This is a genomic window from Methanoregula sp., assembly GCF_049510175.1.
GTDB lineage: Archaea > Halobacteriota > Methanomicrobia > Methanomicrobiales > Methanospirillaceae > Methanoregula.
The window spans coordinates 107,084-121,141 of record NZ_JBEKZF010000002.1 but is presented as its reverse complement, the minus strand read 5'-3'; the positions used below and the strand labels follow the sequence as shown (position 1 = coordinate 121,141).

The window sequence follows — 14,058 nt, the reverse complement described above, 5'->3', positions numbered from 1 at the left end:
ACGTGATGGGAACCATAAGATTCATCTCAGCCTGCCGCCGGCATAAAATCACCAAGCCTGCACTGCCGGTCATGGATGGCCGACCGGAGAAGTGATCCTTCTTCGATGAAACGTGTTACCGGAAGCGTGAACTTTCCAGAAAGATACTCAAGAGCGGGTTTTATTCCTTCAAACTCGGAAGCCGGCTGCTGCATCGCGCTCCGGACATTTTCCCGGACATTGAAGACCCCCATCGGCACGTATCCGTGCAGCGCCTCCCGGAGAATGATCGCCCCGGCCTGTTTCTGTTCGCGGGACAGTGCTTCGAGGACCGCCATCTTGCAGGAGTAGTAGCAGCCCCCGAGGGGGGAGTAGCCGGTCTTCTTCCGGGTGCCTTCGTGATCCGAAAAGACCAGTTCCTCGTTTCCCAGCACGTGAAGGAAGGCTTCCGACCATTCGTACTGCCAGCCGGTCGGCATCAGGATGACCGCGTAATTATTGTGAAGGCTGGAGAATTCATGTACCCTCCAGGTATCAATGACAGAGTTTTTCCTGACCCCTGCGAGAAGCCGGTCGCCGATGATCGTGTCGCATGCGGTGATCGACCACCGCGTGGGGACGAGATGCCTCCCGCGCTCCTGTCCCATTGTTCCGACAGAGAAGGCCTTCTGGATACTTGAGAAGGCAACATCCTCCTTATGCAGGTCCATCACGGCATCGGCTGCTTTCAGATCGGTATCGTAAAACACTTTTTCCAGATCACGGTTCCATCGCCCGGTCTCGATATCGAAACGTTCGATCGGCGCACTCGGGCCAAACGGGGTGTGCTCTTCCGAAAAGGACTGCCCCGTTGGTGTGCTGGTGAAGGCAATTTCGCTCTCGAGGGAGGATTCGGACAGCGAGATCTCCTGGAGATTCTCCACAAACCGGTTATCGAGATCGCCGGCATTCACCTGCTTTTTCCCCCGTATGAGGCTGAGCCGGTACCCGATGATCTCTTCCTGGGTCTTGTTCCCCGGTATCCAGGCTTCCGGCATGTCCATGAATGTCGTATCACCATGGAGCGGCGCCACCATGGGACCGGCGAATACATCGGGATAATTCCAGCTCCCGATAAAAACGGAAGGTGGCGTACTGCCTTCAATCTCTTTTCCCATGGCAACGGACTTCATCGGCATCGTGGACGCCGTGAGTTGACGAAGATAGGCACCTTTACCGATCATTGTATACAGGTAATGAGATTGGCAGATCTTTTAAGGTATGAACCGTGCGGGGAGAAAGTGAAACGGAACCTCCATTGTCAGAAGGAGGAAAAAATGTGATCAGGTTCTGATATGAGGAACCGGGGGTGCTGCTATCGCTGCATCAGGACGTCATCAGACCGGAGCCCATCAGCGACTTATCTCCGCACGGTATACCCGGCTCTCCTGAGGATGCGGCACATCTCATCCTCCCATTTTTTGTCATCCGGTTCCTTGTGCTCCTCGATGCAGCTCTCCCATATCTTCGTGAGAAGTGCGTCATCGGAGCAGAGCGTCCGGATATACTTGATGCGTCCCACCCTCCGGCCAGTGTGGTTGAGTATCAACAGTCGCCAGCACCCATAGTCCCGGCATATTTCCGGGCGGGTCAGGTGCACGGTGCAATAGGCCTTCTCACTCCCGGGCTGGTGCCGGAAGAAGGGGCAGGTGTGAGGCAGTTTTTCAAAGATGCTCTTGTCATCAAAGAGTTCGTGCTTGTCAGGATCGACCGTAACCCGCATCTCCTCCCCGGTATAATTGTTATAAATCAGGAAGCGGTAATCTCCAAAATCTTCCTTGATTGCATGGACATATCCGAGGTAGCTGCAGCATTCCCCGCACTGGAAGCATTCGAAAGCCAGAGCGGATCGCCCCCTTCTCAGCGGAGGGTCTGCCAGATCGCAAGGCCGAACTCGAGAGCGATCAGGATGATGACGACCCATTCGAGGAAGTTGGAGTGCTGGATGCGCACTTCATCCGAGAGCATCGAGTAGTTCTCCTGGATCACCTCAATCTTGCGGCTGACGCTTTCGCTCCACTGACTGCTCCTGAGTACTTTGAGCGCCGTTGCATAGACACGGGCATAGTAGACATCCTCGGTGACCTTGATCAGGTTATCCACCTTCTCGATAATCTCGGAGATCTCTGCGGAGGTCTCCATGAGTTTTGCCATGATCGCGTGGTACTGGCGGCCCCGGCGGAACTGGGACATGCGGTCTGCATGCTCGATGTCATCGTACATCTTCCCCATCTCGCGGGTCAGTTCACGGTCATAGTACCGGAGTTCCAGCACCTGCACGTTTGCGAACTCGATGAGATCGATGAGATCAGTCGGGCTGTCCGGGTTGCACAGGAGCGCTGAATCCCACGAGAGGATGGCAAGGTCATCGGTCGTGTAACTGAGGGAGTTCCTCATGATCTCCTCGCGTATCTGCGGGGATATATTCGTCTTTTCCCCGATCAGGAGGGCGACCGGATCAATGGAATCGTCACGGCGGTCCGTGACATAGATCGTGTAATCTTCAAAGAAATCCGGGTTGATGGCAAATCCTTTGATATGCGGGCGGATGATCTCGCCGAGCGTCTTGAGGTACTGCACATAGAAATCTGCAAGGCCTTCCTGCCCGGCGAACAGGAACGCGATCTTCTCAAGTTCTGCAATTTCGGCATCGGTGTTCTGATAAATAAAGCAGAAACTGATCACCCCGATATCGTAGACCCGGGCGACGACAGAGAATTCAAACGGCCTGCCGTCCCGCTCCACCCGTATCGGGTTCATCTGGATCATGAGCGGGGGGTCTTCAAGCATGATGGATTTTGGTTTGACCCGCACAAAACTGGTCCTTGCCGTAAAATAATTCTGGGCAAGCGCCTTTTCGAGCCAGTCGAGATCGATCTCCCTCCCGATATCGTAAATCCGATAAAACCGGAGCGTAATCATGGGTGTATCTCTCCTTTCATGACGTATTTTCTCGTATCTGCAATAATGAACAACCATGAAGATGATAAATCCTTGCGATGGCCGATCATCGGGAAACCGGATACAGGAAACTGGTGTTTTAAACACCGCTAATCCTGCACAAGATTTCCCTTGCATCTCCCGCATGGTTCAAAAAATGAATAGTTCAATCATAAAACTATTAATCCATGAAACAGAAACGTGTGGTAGTGACAGATATCATCAAGGAGAGGATAGCAGAGAATCTCATTGCACTCCTGCCGTTCTATCACAAAAAAATATTCCAGCCAGGACTGGGAAAAACCGGTATGCAGGTAGCACAGTACCGCACGCTCGGTATCCTGATGCGGGAGGGCACTCCCCTTCCCATGTCGGAACTGGGGAAGCGGCTGTACATATCGAAACCCTATATGACAATGCTTGTCAACCAGCTGATCCAAGACGGGCTTGCCCAGCGTATCCCCGACACCCACGATCGCAGGGTAATCAACATCACCATTACTCCGGAGGGAAGCAGGCACCTTAAAAAGTCAGCATCGCTGTATAAGGAGAATATCAAAAACATTCTCTCCGGACTGGACAGGCAGGATCTTGAAGACCTCTGCCAGTCGCTGGAAAAACTCAGGAGCATCATCTCCAGGATCGACTGAAGTGACCCATGGGAAGGTATCAAGGGAATAACCGGTCCGGAACCACCAGAGAGGGAAGACTGAAATGACAGCTGATCACACCACCCATGAGGATATGATAAATACTCATCACGAGCCGGCTGGCAGCAGCATTATCAGGATCGAGCATGTGGTAAAAACATTCAAGAGCAAGGTAAAGACGGTAACAGCGGTCGACGATGTCTCATTCACGGTAGGTCGGGGGGAGATCTTTGGTCTTCTCGGGCCGAATGGGGCAGGGAAAAGCACCCTGATACGGATCCTGACTACCCTGCTCACACCAACATCCGGGACAGCATACCTCGATACCTACGAAATTACCCGGGATCCTGAAAAAGTCCGCGGCATTATCGGCGTCTGTCCCCAGAATAGTACACTCGACGTGGAACTTACTGCCTACGATAATCTCGATTTTTATGGCAAACTGGTCAACGTTCCCGACGAAATTCTCGACAAAAGAATATGGGAACTCCTCAAGATGACCGAGCTGGCCGATCTTGCCAATGTGAGAGTCGGGACCTTTTCCGGGGGAATGCGGAGGAAACTGGAGATCGTCCGTGCTTTCATCCACCACCCGCTTATTCTTTTCCTTGACGAACCAACGATCGGTCTTGACCCAGAGGCACGTCGCGAAGTCTGGCAGCAGATTTCTATTCTGAATAAGGAAAAAACAACGATCATTCTGACGACGCACTATATGGATGAGGCAGAAAAACTCTGTGACCGGATCGCTTTTATCGACAAGGGGCGTCTTATAGCTCTCGATACTCTTGAAAACCTTAAACAATTACTCCCGGCAGGTGACCTGATCGAAATTGGCCTCGACACGATGGATGACCGCGTACTCCCGGGGATCAGGAGCAACCAGCTTGTCAATTCAGCTGAATTCAAGAATAATACCCTCACCATCTCTGCAAAGAACGGGAGCAAAGCCCTGCCCGCCATCATCAATGTCTTTGATAGTTATTCCATTCCGATGAACTCTATCTCGATCCATTCACCATCCCTGGAAGATGTTTTCATCTATCTGACCGGGAGTAAACTGGATGCAGGTAACAACGAAGGGGCAAAACCGGGAGCCAGGGGGAGACCGTCATGATTCGGGGTGCCGTTGCGATATTCACTAGGGATTTCAAGAAATTCTTAAGCAATCCCTTCGTTGTCATCATGACACTGATGATGCCCATCATGTATCTCGTGATATTCGGGAACGCGATGGGTGGGACGATCAGCCATATACCGGTTGCGGTTGTCCAGGAAGGGCCCCCCTACAACAATACCCCGCTCTTTACAAGCGCCGCGTATGAACTCAACCATATCTCGCAGAAAGATGATCCAAAACTCCTCGATGTTACCGTATATTCCGATGAGATCACGGCCAAACATGATCTTGCTAAAGGGCTCGTAACCGCGGTCATCGTATTTCCGTCAGAGGTATCCAATGACCATGCAATCCGCCTTTACGTAGACAGCTCGAATTCGATCACACCGGCCCTCGTTGAGTCCGGAGTCAACAGTGTTCTCGTCAAGTTCATGGCCCACAACCCCGTTTTGATAAACAAGATTTACGGGGATATCAAATATATCCAGTTCTTCGGCGTTGGCGTCATTATGATGGCAATTTTCACGTCCACCATGTTCGGTGGCGGGATCGCGCTCATCAAGGACCGTGAGAATGGAATCCATGAAGGATATCTGGTTACACCGGTCCAGCGGACAAGCATCATTGCCGGTATCATATCGAGCGGAACCATCAGGGCATTCATTGCGGGCTTTACCATCTTCTTAATCGATATCCTTATCACTGGCATCGTCATCCAGAGCCTCGAGGATTTCTTCCTTGCCATGCTGGTGATCCTGATCGCCTGTATTGGTGTCACCAGTCTTGTGGTCTCGTTTGCTTCAAGATTTTCTGCCCAGCAGGAATACGCATCAACGGTCGCATTCCTCAACCTCATCCTGTTCATGACTTCGGGAGCGTTCTACCCGGTTATTGGAATGCCGGACTGGCTTCGCTGGATCACGGTAATCAATCCTGAATATTATGGGGTGGATGCCCTGAGAGGAATTATTCTCAGGGGCCAGGGACTCGATGTGATAGGCATCGACCTCATTGCACTGATGATCTTCTCCGGTGCGATGTTCATCCTCGGGATCGTCACCTACCGCAGGACACTGGAGTGAACGGGGGCGATTGAAGCCTCTCCAAAAAAAGATTATTTCCTGGAGGCGATTGACGCAGCTGCACCTGCAATTACGAGTGCAAGTCCGCAAACCCCTGCTGCCACGGGGGACTTCTGGGTCTGGGTGGCTGCGGGAAGTGTCGTGGTTGTTACCTCCGGGTTGAGCGTTGCATAAAGATCGATTGTTTCACCTTTCGCGGGATACTGGTCGATCGTACCGGTATAGGGTGCATACCCGGTTTTATAGACCGTGAAGGTCTTATAGGGCGTGCCCGTCACATAGACCTGCACCGTCAGGTTACCCTGCGCAATCTGCCCCTTTGCGTCATTGTCAAATGTGACCATTGCACCGTCAATGTTGCAGTGCACCGCATACCAGCCGATATCCCCTCCGATCATTGCCGGGGTGGTCGTTGAGGTCGCCATCGGGTTCAGGGTTGCATACAGATCGATAGTCTCGCCTTTTGCCGGGACATTGGCAATAGTCGCCGAGAACGTTGTGTACCCGTCCTTTTTCACGGTATATTCCCGGTAGGGAGTTCCGGTACTGTATACCGGCACATACACCATTCCCTGCGAGATCTCACCCCTGTTCGAATCATCGAACAGGACAGTTGCACCATCAATGTTGCAATGCACAACATACCAGCCCACATCACCGCCGATAACCGTCTGGGTTGTGGCGGGGAGCTGGTTGAGAGTTGTATACAGGTTAACGATCCCTCCCTTTTCGGGAACCTCTGTAATCGAATCGACGAACGTTGAGTATCCGTACTTCTGGACCCGTATCGTCTTATAGGGCGTCCCGGTTATGTAAACCGGAACGGTGAGAGCCCCTTCCTGAGGTGTCGTTCCGATATATTTGTCATCGAGATATATCTTTGCCCCATAGATATTGCAGTAGATCGCATACCATCCCTGGTCGCCGCCGATAGTAGCATTATCGGCGGCAACGGGGAGGATACAACAACTGATCAGTATGGCCAGAACCAACACAATCCAGTACTCATTTTTCATAAGCATCTCCATTCAGTACTCTTTCCTTTGAGGGAATCTTATAAAAACCCGTGGGAGATGACGCGGGTGTGAAAGAAGTGAGAGAGGATTACCGGCGTGAGCGCCATGCAATGGCTAACCCGGCAATACCTGATCCTGCAAGGAGTGTAAACGGCGAAAGCGGGGATTTTTTTGTTGTTGCAACCGGGGTCGGCGCGACAGTCGTGCTTTCGGGCGCTAAGGTTGTCACGGACTCTGCAGAAGTTCCCGGTGCCATAAGCTGGAAGGTGCATTTTGTATAGATATCATCGACACCGGGCAAGTTGAAAGCATCCGAAAGGGCCTGGGCTGCCGCTGAATCCTGGACGCTCCCCGTCCCGGTGAAGTTGAACACGAGACTGGCGGTCTTGGTGTTCACAACCTGTCCGGAATACTGTCCGGTGGTCTCCATATCGATATTGAGGACTCCGTCCTTGCCGGGGCTTTGCACGATGACGTAATAGGTTGCAGTGGGGAGACCGGTCGTCTGGTACGTCTTTGAAAAAGACCCGTCCGCGCTTACTGGAACGGTTGATACATTCACATAATTACCTGCAAATACCCAGATCTGGACACCCGCGGAAAGATTTCCTCCGGTCGCAACACCGCTGATGGTTACAGGTTTCCCTGCGGTTGCATTCGCGGGAGAAGCGGATGCTGAAATAAATGGCTGACCAGCCGTTGCTGAAGCGGCGGTTGTTACCGGGGCAGCAGTTGTTGAGGATGCGGCGACTCCCGAAGCAGGAAGTACAATCAGCGCGATCAGCAATAATGAACAGAATATAATTCCCGATGAAGACAATTTCGTCATGGGTGAAAGTGGGACAGTTATCGATATTATAGTTATGATTTATTTCATTTATTACCACAGCGTATAACCTTAAGTCAGAATATCACTCACGATCCAGTACAAGACCATGTCCCAAGCAAATGCCAAGCCCGTCAGGAGTATGCCTGACCGACAGATGATGTACTATCTCTTCCTTCTCGGCTTCTTTGCCATTTTTTCTACAACCATCTCAAAAAACCCCGTCCTGCCACTGTATTCCAGCGCAATCGGCGCCAATGATACCGTCATCGGCCTCATCGCAGCCTTCTCTCCGCTTGCGGGAATCCTCTTCTCGTTTCCTGTTGGCGTTCTCTCGGATCATCTTGGCAGGAGGCGACTGCTGATCCTGTCCGGAGCCGTCTTTCTTTCTGCCCCGCTCCTGTATCTTTTTATCACCGATCCTCTCTGGCTGATTCCCGTCAGGTTCTTCCATGGTACTGCGACTGCTATCCTTGGCCCGGTCATTTCAGCCGTCATTGTCGAACGCTTCCCGACGAACAAAGGGGAGATGCTGGGACAATATGCCTCCGCCACCCTGATCGGCCGTACAATTGCACCGCTTGCAGGAGGGGCGATCATCACGTATTTCATGATGTCCCCGGGACTGCTCCCGTACAGGATAGTCTATGTCACTGCAGCCCTTGCTGCCGTTCCTGTCTTTATCATGACACTGATGTACCATGAGAACCGGTCTTCAACGATCGATGTTCTCCCGTTTGCAGTATTCCGTGAGAGTTTTATCACGTTCTTTTCCAATCCCCGCCTCAGGGGGACCGCCTTCGTGGATATGGCAACCTATTTTGCATTCGGCTCGTTTGAAACATTTCTTCCGGTCTTTCTTTCCGGCAAAGGCATCGACCCGTACCAGACCGGTATTATTTTTGCTGTCCAGGTTGTCATTATCGCTGCGACCAAACCCTTCTTCGGGAGGATTGCCGACAAAGTCGACAAACGCATCCAGATTCCTGCGGGTCTCCTGATTACCGGGTGTTCGGTTGCGGTGATTCCTGCTGTATCGTCGTTTGGGATGTTCCTTCTGGTGAGCGCGATATTCGGACTGGGCATGTCTATTTCAACCGTAGCTACGAGTGCCTATATTGCGGATATCGCAAGAAAAGAACAATTGGGAGCCTCCATGGGAGCGCTCTCCTCCATCATGGATATCGGCCAGTCGGCAGGGCCGTTTATCACGGGGGTTGTCATCACCACAGCCGGTTATTCTACCGGCTTCCTTGCAAGCTTCATCCTTGTCATCGCGGTCACGGGTATCTTCGCATGGTCCGTGAGAGGCCACAGTTACTAGAAAGAATATTATCTTTTGAAACTGGTGACAACCTCAGTTTTTTCCAGGGTATGTCCGCTCATAGCCCAGTCAATTGATTCGCGGCTGGCAGCGGGTTGTGAAATATCCATATCTATGGCATATAGCCTCAACACATACCGGTGCGTTGTCCCGACCGGGGGACATGGAGGATAGTACCCCCGGGAGCCTGCACTGCTGTCACCCTGCTGTGCCCCGTTTCCAAGTACCTCCTGGTCTGGCTCTGCGCGGCTCATACTGCCGGACACGGGAGGGATATTGTATACGAGCCAGTGGGTGAACGTCCCTTTCGGTGCATCAGGATCATCAAGGATCAGGACGAGGCTTTTTGTGCCGGCGGGTATCCCGCTCCAGGATACTTCTGGTGATTCACCTGCACCTTTGCAGGTATAGGTATCGGGCAGTGTTGAGCCCGGCTCAAGGGAATCAACGTGAAGGGTAAGCGTTCCCGATGGGATGGCTGACGTAGGAGGGGATGTAACGGTCTGGACTGATGAGGGGGATGCTAAGGACGGTGCCGGGGTTGTACATCCGGCAGCACAGATAAGTAAGATAAGGACAACCGGGAGGAGCAGAGACGACCAGGTTCGCATAACCGTGAAAGGATATGGCGGATAATAAGCCTGGCGGTACTATTTTACACCTATTTGGCTACTTATATACGTTCCCGGCTTCAATAGCTCGTACTGTCCCAGTAGATGGATTTTAAAAAAAAATCGTGCGGAGTCCCCAGGAAAATGCAAAGCAGCCAGCAGACATCCTCCCCCACCCTGCCAGTCTCCCTGAGTTTTTGTATCCTTTTATACCAGGAGGGCAGGATCGATCGTCTGGCAGACTGCACGGTTGAAGACTATATTACTGCTGTAAAAGAGGCCAGTATCGCCTGGATCGATTGCAGTACCAAAGACGATGAGAAGGAGTTCGAGCAGCTCGCCCTGCGTGCCGGTTTTACAAAGGTCCCGATACCCAAGCTCACCCATGGGTTTTATTCGGCATATGAGGATATGATACGGAACTAGGCATCATGCTCCCGTCCATGACAGTCAAAGGAGAGAAGATGACCATTCATCCCCTGTTTATCCTGATCAGGGAAAACCTGGTCCTCACAGTTCACTCGGAGGAGATCAACCGGCTGCTGCGATTCTCCCGGTACGCACAACCGTTCTTCAAACGAATAGCTGGAGAAGATACTCCTGATAAGATTACGCTTACTCTTGAACGGATCATTGATGAAAACAATGACCGGAACTTCGAGTATTTGCGCGAGATCGAGATGCACGGTGATGCGATCAGCAAATCACTTATCGAAGAAAATGTCGCCAAGAAAAAAGTCGCCCATGACATCTACCGGATGAAACATGTCCTGATCGATTACCTCAATGTCCTCTGGGCGACAAAGGATGTCGTCGACTCCCTGCGATATGGCGATGCTGACCTGATCACTAACGATGAAAAACTGCTGGGCAGGATCGGCATCCTTTACGATAACATCGACCGCCATATCGAACTTACCGAACAGATGTCCAACGTGCTTGCATCAGGTCTTGAGGTGATGCAGAGCATCTATAACAACCAGCTCCAGAGCCTGAACAACCGGTTTGCCCTTGTCACCGCGTATCTTACGGTACTCGGCACGGCCTTCCTTGTGCCGAATACAATTGCAACGATTGCAGGAAGTGGTGTCATGCGAGGGACGATGGCGGAACAGTGGTGGTATGTACCATTACTCGCTGTTTCAACACTGGTAGCCACGCTCGGATCGTTCCTCTGGGTTGTCCATGTCTGGAAAAAGCGGGAAGAGGACTAACGTTTTATCTTTTCCTTATCGTTACCCGGCGATAGATCAAAGGGGCATATGCCCGAGTAAGATCCTGATCCCGATAAGGATCAGGATCACACCACCGAGAATTTCAGTTTTCTGGCCAAGGATAACCTCGAGTCGTTCCCCCAGCATTACCCCGGAGAATGAGATACCGGAACACACGACACTGATGACAATCGCAGGGATAAGAATCGCGGCCTGCAGAACCCCAAAACTGATGCCTGCAGCAAGGGCATCAATACTGGTGGCAAGGGACAGGATAACCACAGGAATGAACCGGATCGAATAATTCCGGGACTCTTCTTCTCCGTACAGGCCTTCCCAGCACATTTTTCCCCCGATGAATGCAAGAAGGGCAAACGCGATCCAGTGGGCGTAAGCGGATATAAAACCGGCAAGCTCGTTTCCTGCAACCCAGCCAATCAGTATCATACCGGCCTGGAATGCGCCAAAGAAGAGCGCAATGATCGCTGCCGCAGGGATCATGCGCGATTTGACTGCGGTCCCGATGGCAAGAGACACCGCAAAACAGTCCATCGAAAGGCCGACGCCGATAAGGACAGGCGTGAGGAGATCCATGTGTTGCATAATCTGGGAACACCGGGGGGATAAATTGTATCAATCATCCTGTGTACCGGTTCCCAGCCGTGGATCATCCCGTGCAATCCCAAGGGCGGCAAGCGCACTTTTCTCCTTGTCCTTGATTTCCAGCATGAGATCAAGATCGACAGGCTTCGTCACGGCAAGAAACTTCCTGAAATCCTCCTGATCGATGTGCTCGGCATGTGCACCGACGCGTTTGCCGGGCTGCTGGGTGCTGTAATCGACCATGGGGATCCCGTCTGCCGTTCTCCAAGTCCTTGAAAGGGAGAGGATCAGGTCCTTTATCGGTTCACCGTTGTTGTGAATGGAGTGGTGGAAGACATCGAAGATTACCGGTATCCCTGTCCGCTGGTGGATGGCACGGCAGTCCGCCGCTGAATAGAGCCGCTCGTCATTCTCGATCACGAGCCGCTGCCGGATCATCTCATCGAGCCCGTCATAGACCCGGATGAAGCGTTCCATGCTGGCTCCTTTATTGCCATAGACCCCGCCGACATGCAGCTGGATCTTCGCGGAGCGATCAAGTTCCATCAGGTCGAGGATCCGGGCATGATACAGGAGTTCATCGATGCTCCTCTTGAGAACATCCGGATCCGGCGTGTTTATCAGGACGAACTGGTCGGGATGCATGGATATCCTGAACCGGTATTTTCGTATATACTCTCCGAGCCTCTGGAACTCGTCGAGGAAATGCTCCTGCCAGGGAAAGGTGCAGACTGGGTGCGATCCGAACGGGACTATATCCGAGGTAATTCTGAGAAAGAGCATTCCCTGCGGGACATTGTGTTTCAGGATTGAGCCAAGACAGGAGAGATTGGCCTGCACGGTGTCCCTGAGCCGGTCATCGGAATAGGAGGCGAGCCGGAAGGTGCGGGAGGGCGTGCACCCGATCGAGCGGTTGATGCAGGGGTATCCAATACGCATAAGGAATTTATTTCCGGACTTTTCGGATCTTTAGGCTGGATCCGTAGGGTATTACTTTTTTTTGAGAAGCCGTAGAGCAGCCGAGTTCATGCAGTACCGCTTGCCGGTCGGGACGGAACCGTCATCGAATACATGCCCGAGATGCGCTCCGCACCGTGCACAGAGTACTTCGGTCCGCACCATTCCTCCGGAGAGATCGGCATGCGTGGTGATATTGAGATCCGAGACCGGTGCGTAAAAACTCGGCCAGCCAGTACCGGAATCGAACTTGGTGGCCGAATCGAAAAGACCGGTACCACAACAGGCGCATACATACATTCCGGGTTCCTTGCAGGCGTGGTACTTGCCGGTAAATGCGTATTCTGTTCCTTTTTTACGTGCAATCTCAAACTGTTCTGGTGTGAGGATGGCCCGCCATTCCTCGTCGGTCTTTATCACCGGTACCAGAGGCTCGATCCGGCCGGTCTCAGCGTTGAAGATGAGGATCGAATCTCCTTTTCCGGCAGCAGGACTCATGGGGTCTCATCAGCTCCTGCCGGAGTCATGGCATGGCCGGAGCATAGAGGTTTGCCTTGCGGCATATGGAAAAAAGGGAGTTACAGCCCGAAAAATCCGAGGATCTTGCACCGGGGGTCCTTGTAGAAGATCCGTGCACCGTCCTTGATGTTCCGGACATCTTCGATAGTATACAGGATATAGGGATACTCTTTTGAGATGACACCCAACAGCCGGCCCAGCTCTGTCCGGGGAACGATCATGAAGATGATGTTGACCGTGTTGGTGAAACTGCCCTGCCCTTCGATCCGTGTCATCCCGTACCCGAGCTTGGAGAGGTTGGAGATGACTGGCTGGGGATCCCCGGGCATGATCAGCCTGACGATGACGTGGCCAATCGAGATCATGTTCTCGATCTGCATGCCAAGGAGTGTCCCGATGCCATACCCGGCGAGATAGGTAAACAGATTCCAGTAGTCCGTAAGGTTCGTGAGCACAAGCCCGGTGGAGATCAGCCAGACACCGGTCTTTACGATCCCAACACAGGCAGCCAGGTTCGCATGTCCCTTGCTGATATAGATGGTCCTGATCGTCTCAAGGGATGCCTCAAAGATCCGTGCGATCAGGATAATTATCGGGATTGAGAAGACGATCGCAAGAATTTCCTGCGCGATAACGTATCACTCCTGACTAGAATAGTCACACCGGAAGGCTTGAATACCTTGCGGAATGGGTACCGGATACCTTCCCGCATTTTCCTATGAGGACAGCGGCCGGTCAGCGTGAGAAACAGATTAATGTAGAAATATCAGCAACATGATCCTGACCCTACTCTATGAAGCCCGTGCACCTGATCCTGATCCTTCTTTTCGTGTTGTCACTCGGTGCAGGATGCACCTCGAGATCCCCCAACACCTCGATCCATGTCAGCGGTACAGATATCGAGGATATCACACCGGTGAGGATTGGCCAGTTTGACACGTACACTGCAACATTCCGGATCGAGAATCCCACAAACCAGAGCTTCGGGAATGTGGAGGTCCGGTTCAATATGGTCCCGACAACCATGTATTGCCATACCCAGACACAGGATGTCATGATACCAGTGGTAAATCCCCTGGAGCGTAAAACAGAGCAGTTCGCATTCTCCGAGTTCGCCGATCTCAACTGCGAGTATACCTATACGTACGAGGTCACATCTGACAAGAATTTATTTTGAA

The 14,058-nt window shown here is 52.2% G+C and carries 17 protein-coding genes; 6 read left to right on the top strand and 11 right to left on the bottom strand.

Annotated elements, in window-relative coordinates:
- Nucleotides 1–26: 26 nt before the first annotated feature.
- The 3 genes from ABSG49_RS03650 to ABSG49_RS03640 all read right to left on the bottom strand — a co-directional run bounded on the left by ABSG49_RS03650 (nt 27) and on the right by ABSG49_RS03640 (nt 2,940).
- A complete protein-coding gene (locus ABSG49_RS03650) occupies nt 27–1,202 on the bottom strand; it encodes an Nre family DNA repair protein (protein WP_424024746.1) in 1,176 nt (391 codons plus the stop codon).
- Between the two features lie 176 nt (nt 1,203–1,378).
- Nucleotides 1,379–1,741, bottom strand: coding sequence for a YkgJ family cysteine cluster protein (locus ABSG49_RS03645; RefSeq protein ID WP_424024745.1), 363 nt, complete (start codon nt 1,739–1,741; stop codon nt 1,379–1,381).
- 137 nt (nt 1,742–1,878) lie between these two features.
- Nucleotides 1,879–2,940 carry an RMD1 family protein gene (locus ABSG49_RS03640; RefSeq protein ID WP_424024744.1) on the bottom strand — a complete coding sequence of 354 codons (1,062 nt, stop codon included), beginning with the start codon at nt 2,938–2,940 and terminating at the stop codon, nt 1,879–1,881.
- Between the two features lie 206 nt (nt 2,941–3,146).
- Between ABSG49_RS03640 and ABSG49_RS03635 the strand changes: the two genes are divergently transcribed.
- The 3 genes from ABSG49_RS03635 to ABSG49_RS03625 all read left to right on the top strand — a co-directional run bounded on the left by ABSG49_RS03635 (nt 3,147) and on the right by ABSG49_RS03625 (nt 5,810).
- On the top strand, nt 3,147–3,608 hold the full coding sequence (locus ABSG49_RS03635) for a MarR family winged helix-turn-helix transcriptional regulator (protein ID WP_424024743.1): 462 nt from the start codon (nt 3,147–3,149) through the stop codon (nt 3,606–3,608).
- A gap of 64 nt (nt 3,609–3,672) precedes the next feature.
- Entirely contained in the window at nt 3,673–4,725 is a 1,053-nt protein-coding gene (locus tag ABSG49_RS03630) for an ATP-binding cassette domain-containing protein (RefSeq protein ID WP_424024742.1), read from the top strand.
- Nucleotides 4,722–5,810: an ABC transporter permease gene (locus ABSG49_RS03625; protein ID WP_424024741.1), complete on the top strand. Its 1,089-nt coding sequence runs from the start codon at nt 4,722–4,724 to the stop codon at nt 5,808–5,810. The genes ABSG49_RS03630 and ABSG49_RS03625 overlap by 4 nt, the downstream gene beginning before the upstream one ends.
- A gap of 32 nt (nt 5,811–5,842) precedes the next feature.
- Here the strand turns inward: ABSG49_RS03625 and ABSG49_RS03620 are convergent, their stop codons facing one another.
- Together ABSG49_RS03620 and ABSG49_RS03615 are read right to left on the bottom strand one after the other, a co-directional pair.
- Nucleotides 5,843–6,826, bottom strand: coding sequence for a PEGA domain-containing protein (locus ABSG49_RS03620; protein ID WP_424024740.1), 984 nt, complete (start codon nt 6,824–6,826; stop codon nt 5,843–5,845).
- Between the two features lie 88 nt (nt 6,827–6,914).
- Nucleotides 6,915–7,655, bottom strand: coding sequence for a hypothetical protein (locus tag ABSG49_RS03615; protein ID WP_424024739.1), 741 nt, complete (start codon nt 7,653–7,655; stop codon nt 6,915–6,917).
- A gap of 139 nt (nt 7,656–7,794) precedes the next feature.
- On the opposite strand from ABSG49_RS03615, the gene ABSG49_RS03610 reads away from it, so the two are divergent.
- A complete protein-coding gene (locus tag ABSG49_RS03610) occupies nt 7,795–8,976 on the top strand; it encodes an MFS transporter (RefSeq protein ID WP_424024738.1) in 1,182 nt (393 codons plus the stop codon).
- 8 nt (nt 8,977–8,984) lie between these two features.
- On the opposite strand, the gene ABSG49_RS03605 is transcribed toward ABSG49_RS03610, so the two are convergent.
- Together ABSG49_RS03605 and ABSG49_RS03600 are read right to left on the bottom strand one after the other, a co-directional pair.
- On the bottom strand, nt 8,985–9,587 hold the full coding sequence (locus tag ABSG49_RS03605; RefSeq protein WP_424024737.1) for a YbhB/YbcL family Raf kinase inhibitor-like protein: 603 nt from the start codon (nt 9,585–9,587) through the stop codon (nt 8,985–8,987).
- A 207-nt stretch (nt 9,588–9,794) separates the two neighbouring features.
- Nucleotides 9,795–9,974, bottom strand: coding sequence for a hypothetical protein (locus ABSG49_RS03600; protein WP_424024736.1), 180 nt, complete (start codon nt 9,972–9,974; stop codon nt 9,795–9,797).
- A 56-nt stretch (nt 9,975–10,030) separates the two neighbouring features.
- Here ABSG49_RS03600 and ABSG49_RS03595 point away from each other — a divergent pair, with 56 nt between their 5' ends.
- Nucleotides 10,031–10,801, top strand: a complete 771-nt coding sequence (locus tag ABSG49_RS03595) for a CorA family divalent cation transporter (RefSeq protein WP_424024735.1) — start codon at nt 10,031–10,033, stop codon at nt 10,799–10,801.
- A gap of 36 nt (nt 10,802–10,837) precedes the next feature.
- On the opposite strand, the gene ABSG49_RS03590 is transcribed toward ABSG49_RS03595, so the two are convergent.
- The 4 genes from ABSG49_RS03590 to ABSG49_RS03575 all read right to left on the bottom strand — a co-directional run bounded on the left by ABSG49_RS03590 (nt 10,838) and on the right by ABSG49_RS03575 (nt 13,419).
- The gene (locus tag ABSG49_RS03590; protein ID WP_424024734.1) at nt 10,838–11,395 is read right to left on the bottom strand and encodes a manganese efflux pump MntP; all 558 of its coding nucleotides are present in this window, start codon (nt 11,393–11,395) and stop codon (nt 10,838–10,840) included.
- Nucleotides 11,396–11,434: 39 nt separating this feature from the next.
- The gene (uvsE, locus tag ABSG49_RS03585) at nt 11,435–12,343 is read right to left on the bottom strand and encodes a UV DNA damage repair endonuclease UvsE (RefSeq protein WP_424024733.1); all 909 of its coding nucleotides are present in this window, start codon (nt 12,341–12,343) and stop codon (nt 11,435–11,437) included.
- 51 nt (nt 12,344–12,394) lie between these two features.
- Nucleotides 12,395–12,859, bottom strand: a complete 465-nt coding sequence (gene msrB, locus ABSG49_RS03580) for a peptide-methionine (R)-S-oxide reductase MsrB (RefSeq protein ID WP_424024732.1) — start codon at nt 12,857–12,859, stop codon at nt 12,395–12,397.
- 80 nt (nt 12,860–12,939) lie between these two features.
- Complete coding sequence (locus tag ABSG49_RS03575; RefSeq protein WP_424025141.1) at nt 12,940–13,419, bottom strand: DUF5698 domain-containing protein; 480 nt, start codon at nt 13,417–13,419, stop codon at nt 12,940–12,942.
- 254 nt (nt 13,420–13,673) lie between these two features.
- On the opposite strand from ABSG49_RS03575, the gene ABSG49_RS03570 reads away from it, so the two are divergent.
- Nucleotides 13,674–14,057, top strand: a complete 384-nt coding sequence (locus tag ABSG49_RS03570; RefSeq protein ID WP_424024731.1) for a hypothetical protein — start codon at nt 13,674–13,676, stop codon at nt 14,055–14,057.
- Nucleotide 14,058: the final 1 nt, after the last annotated feature.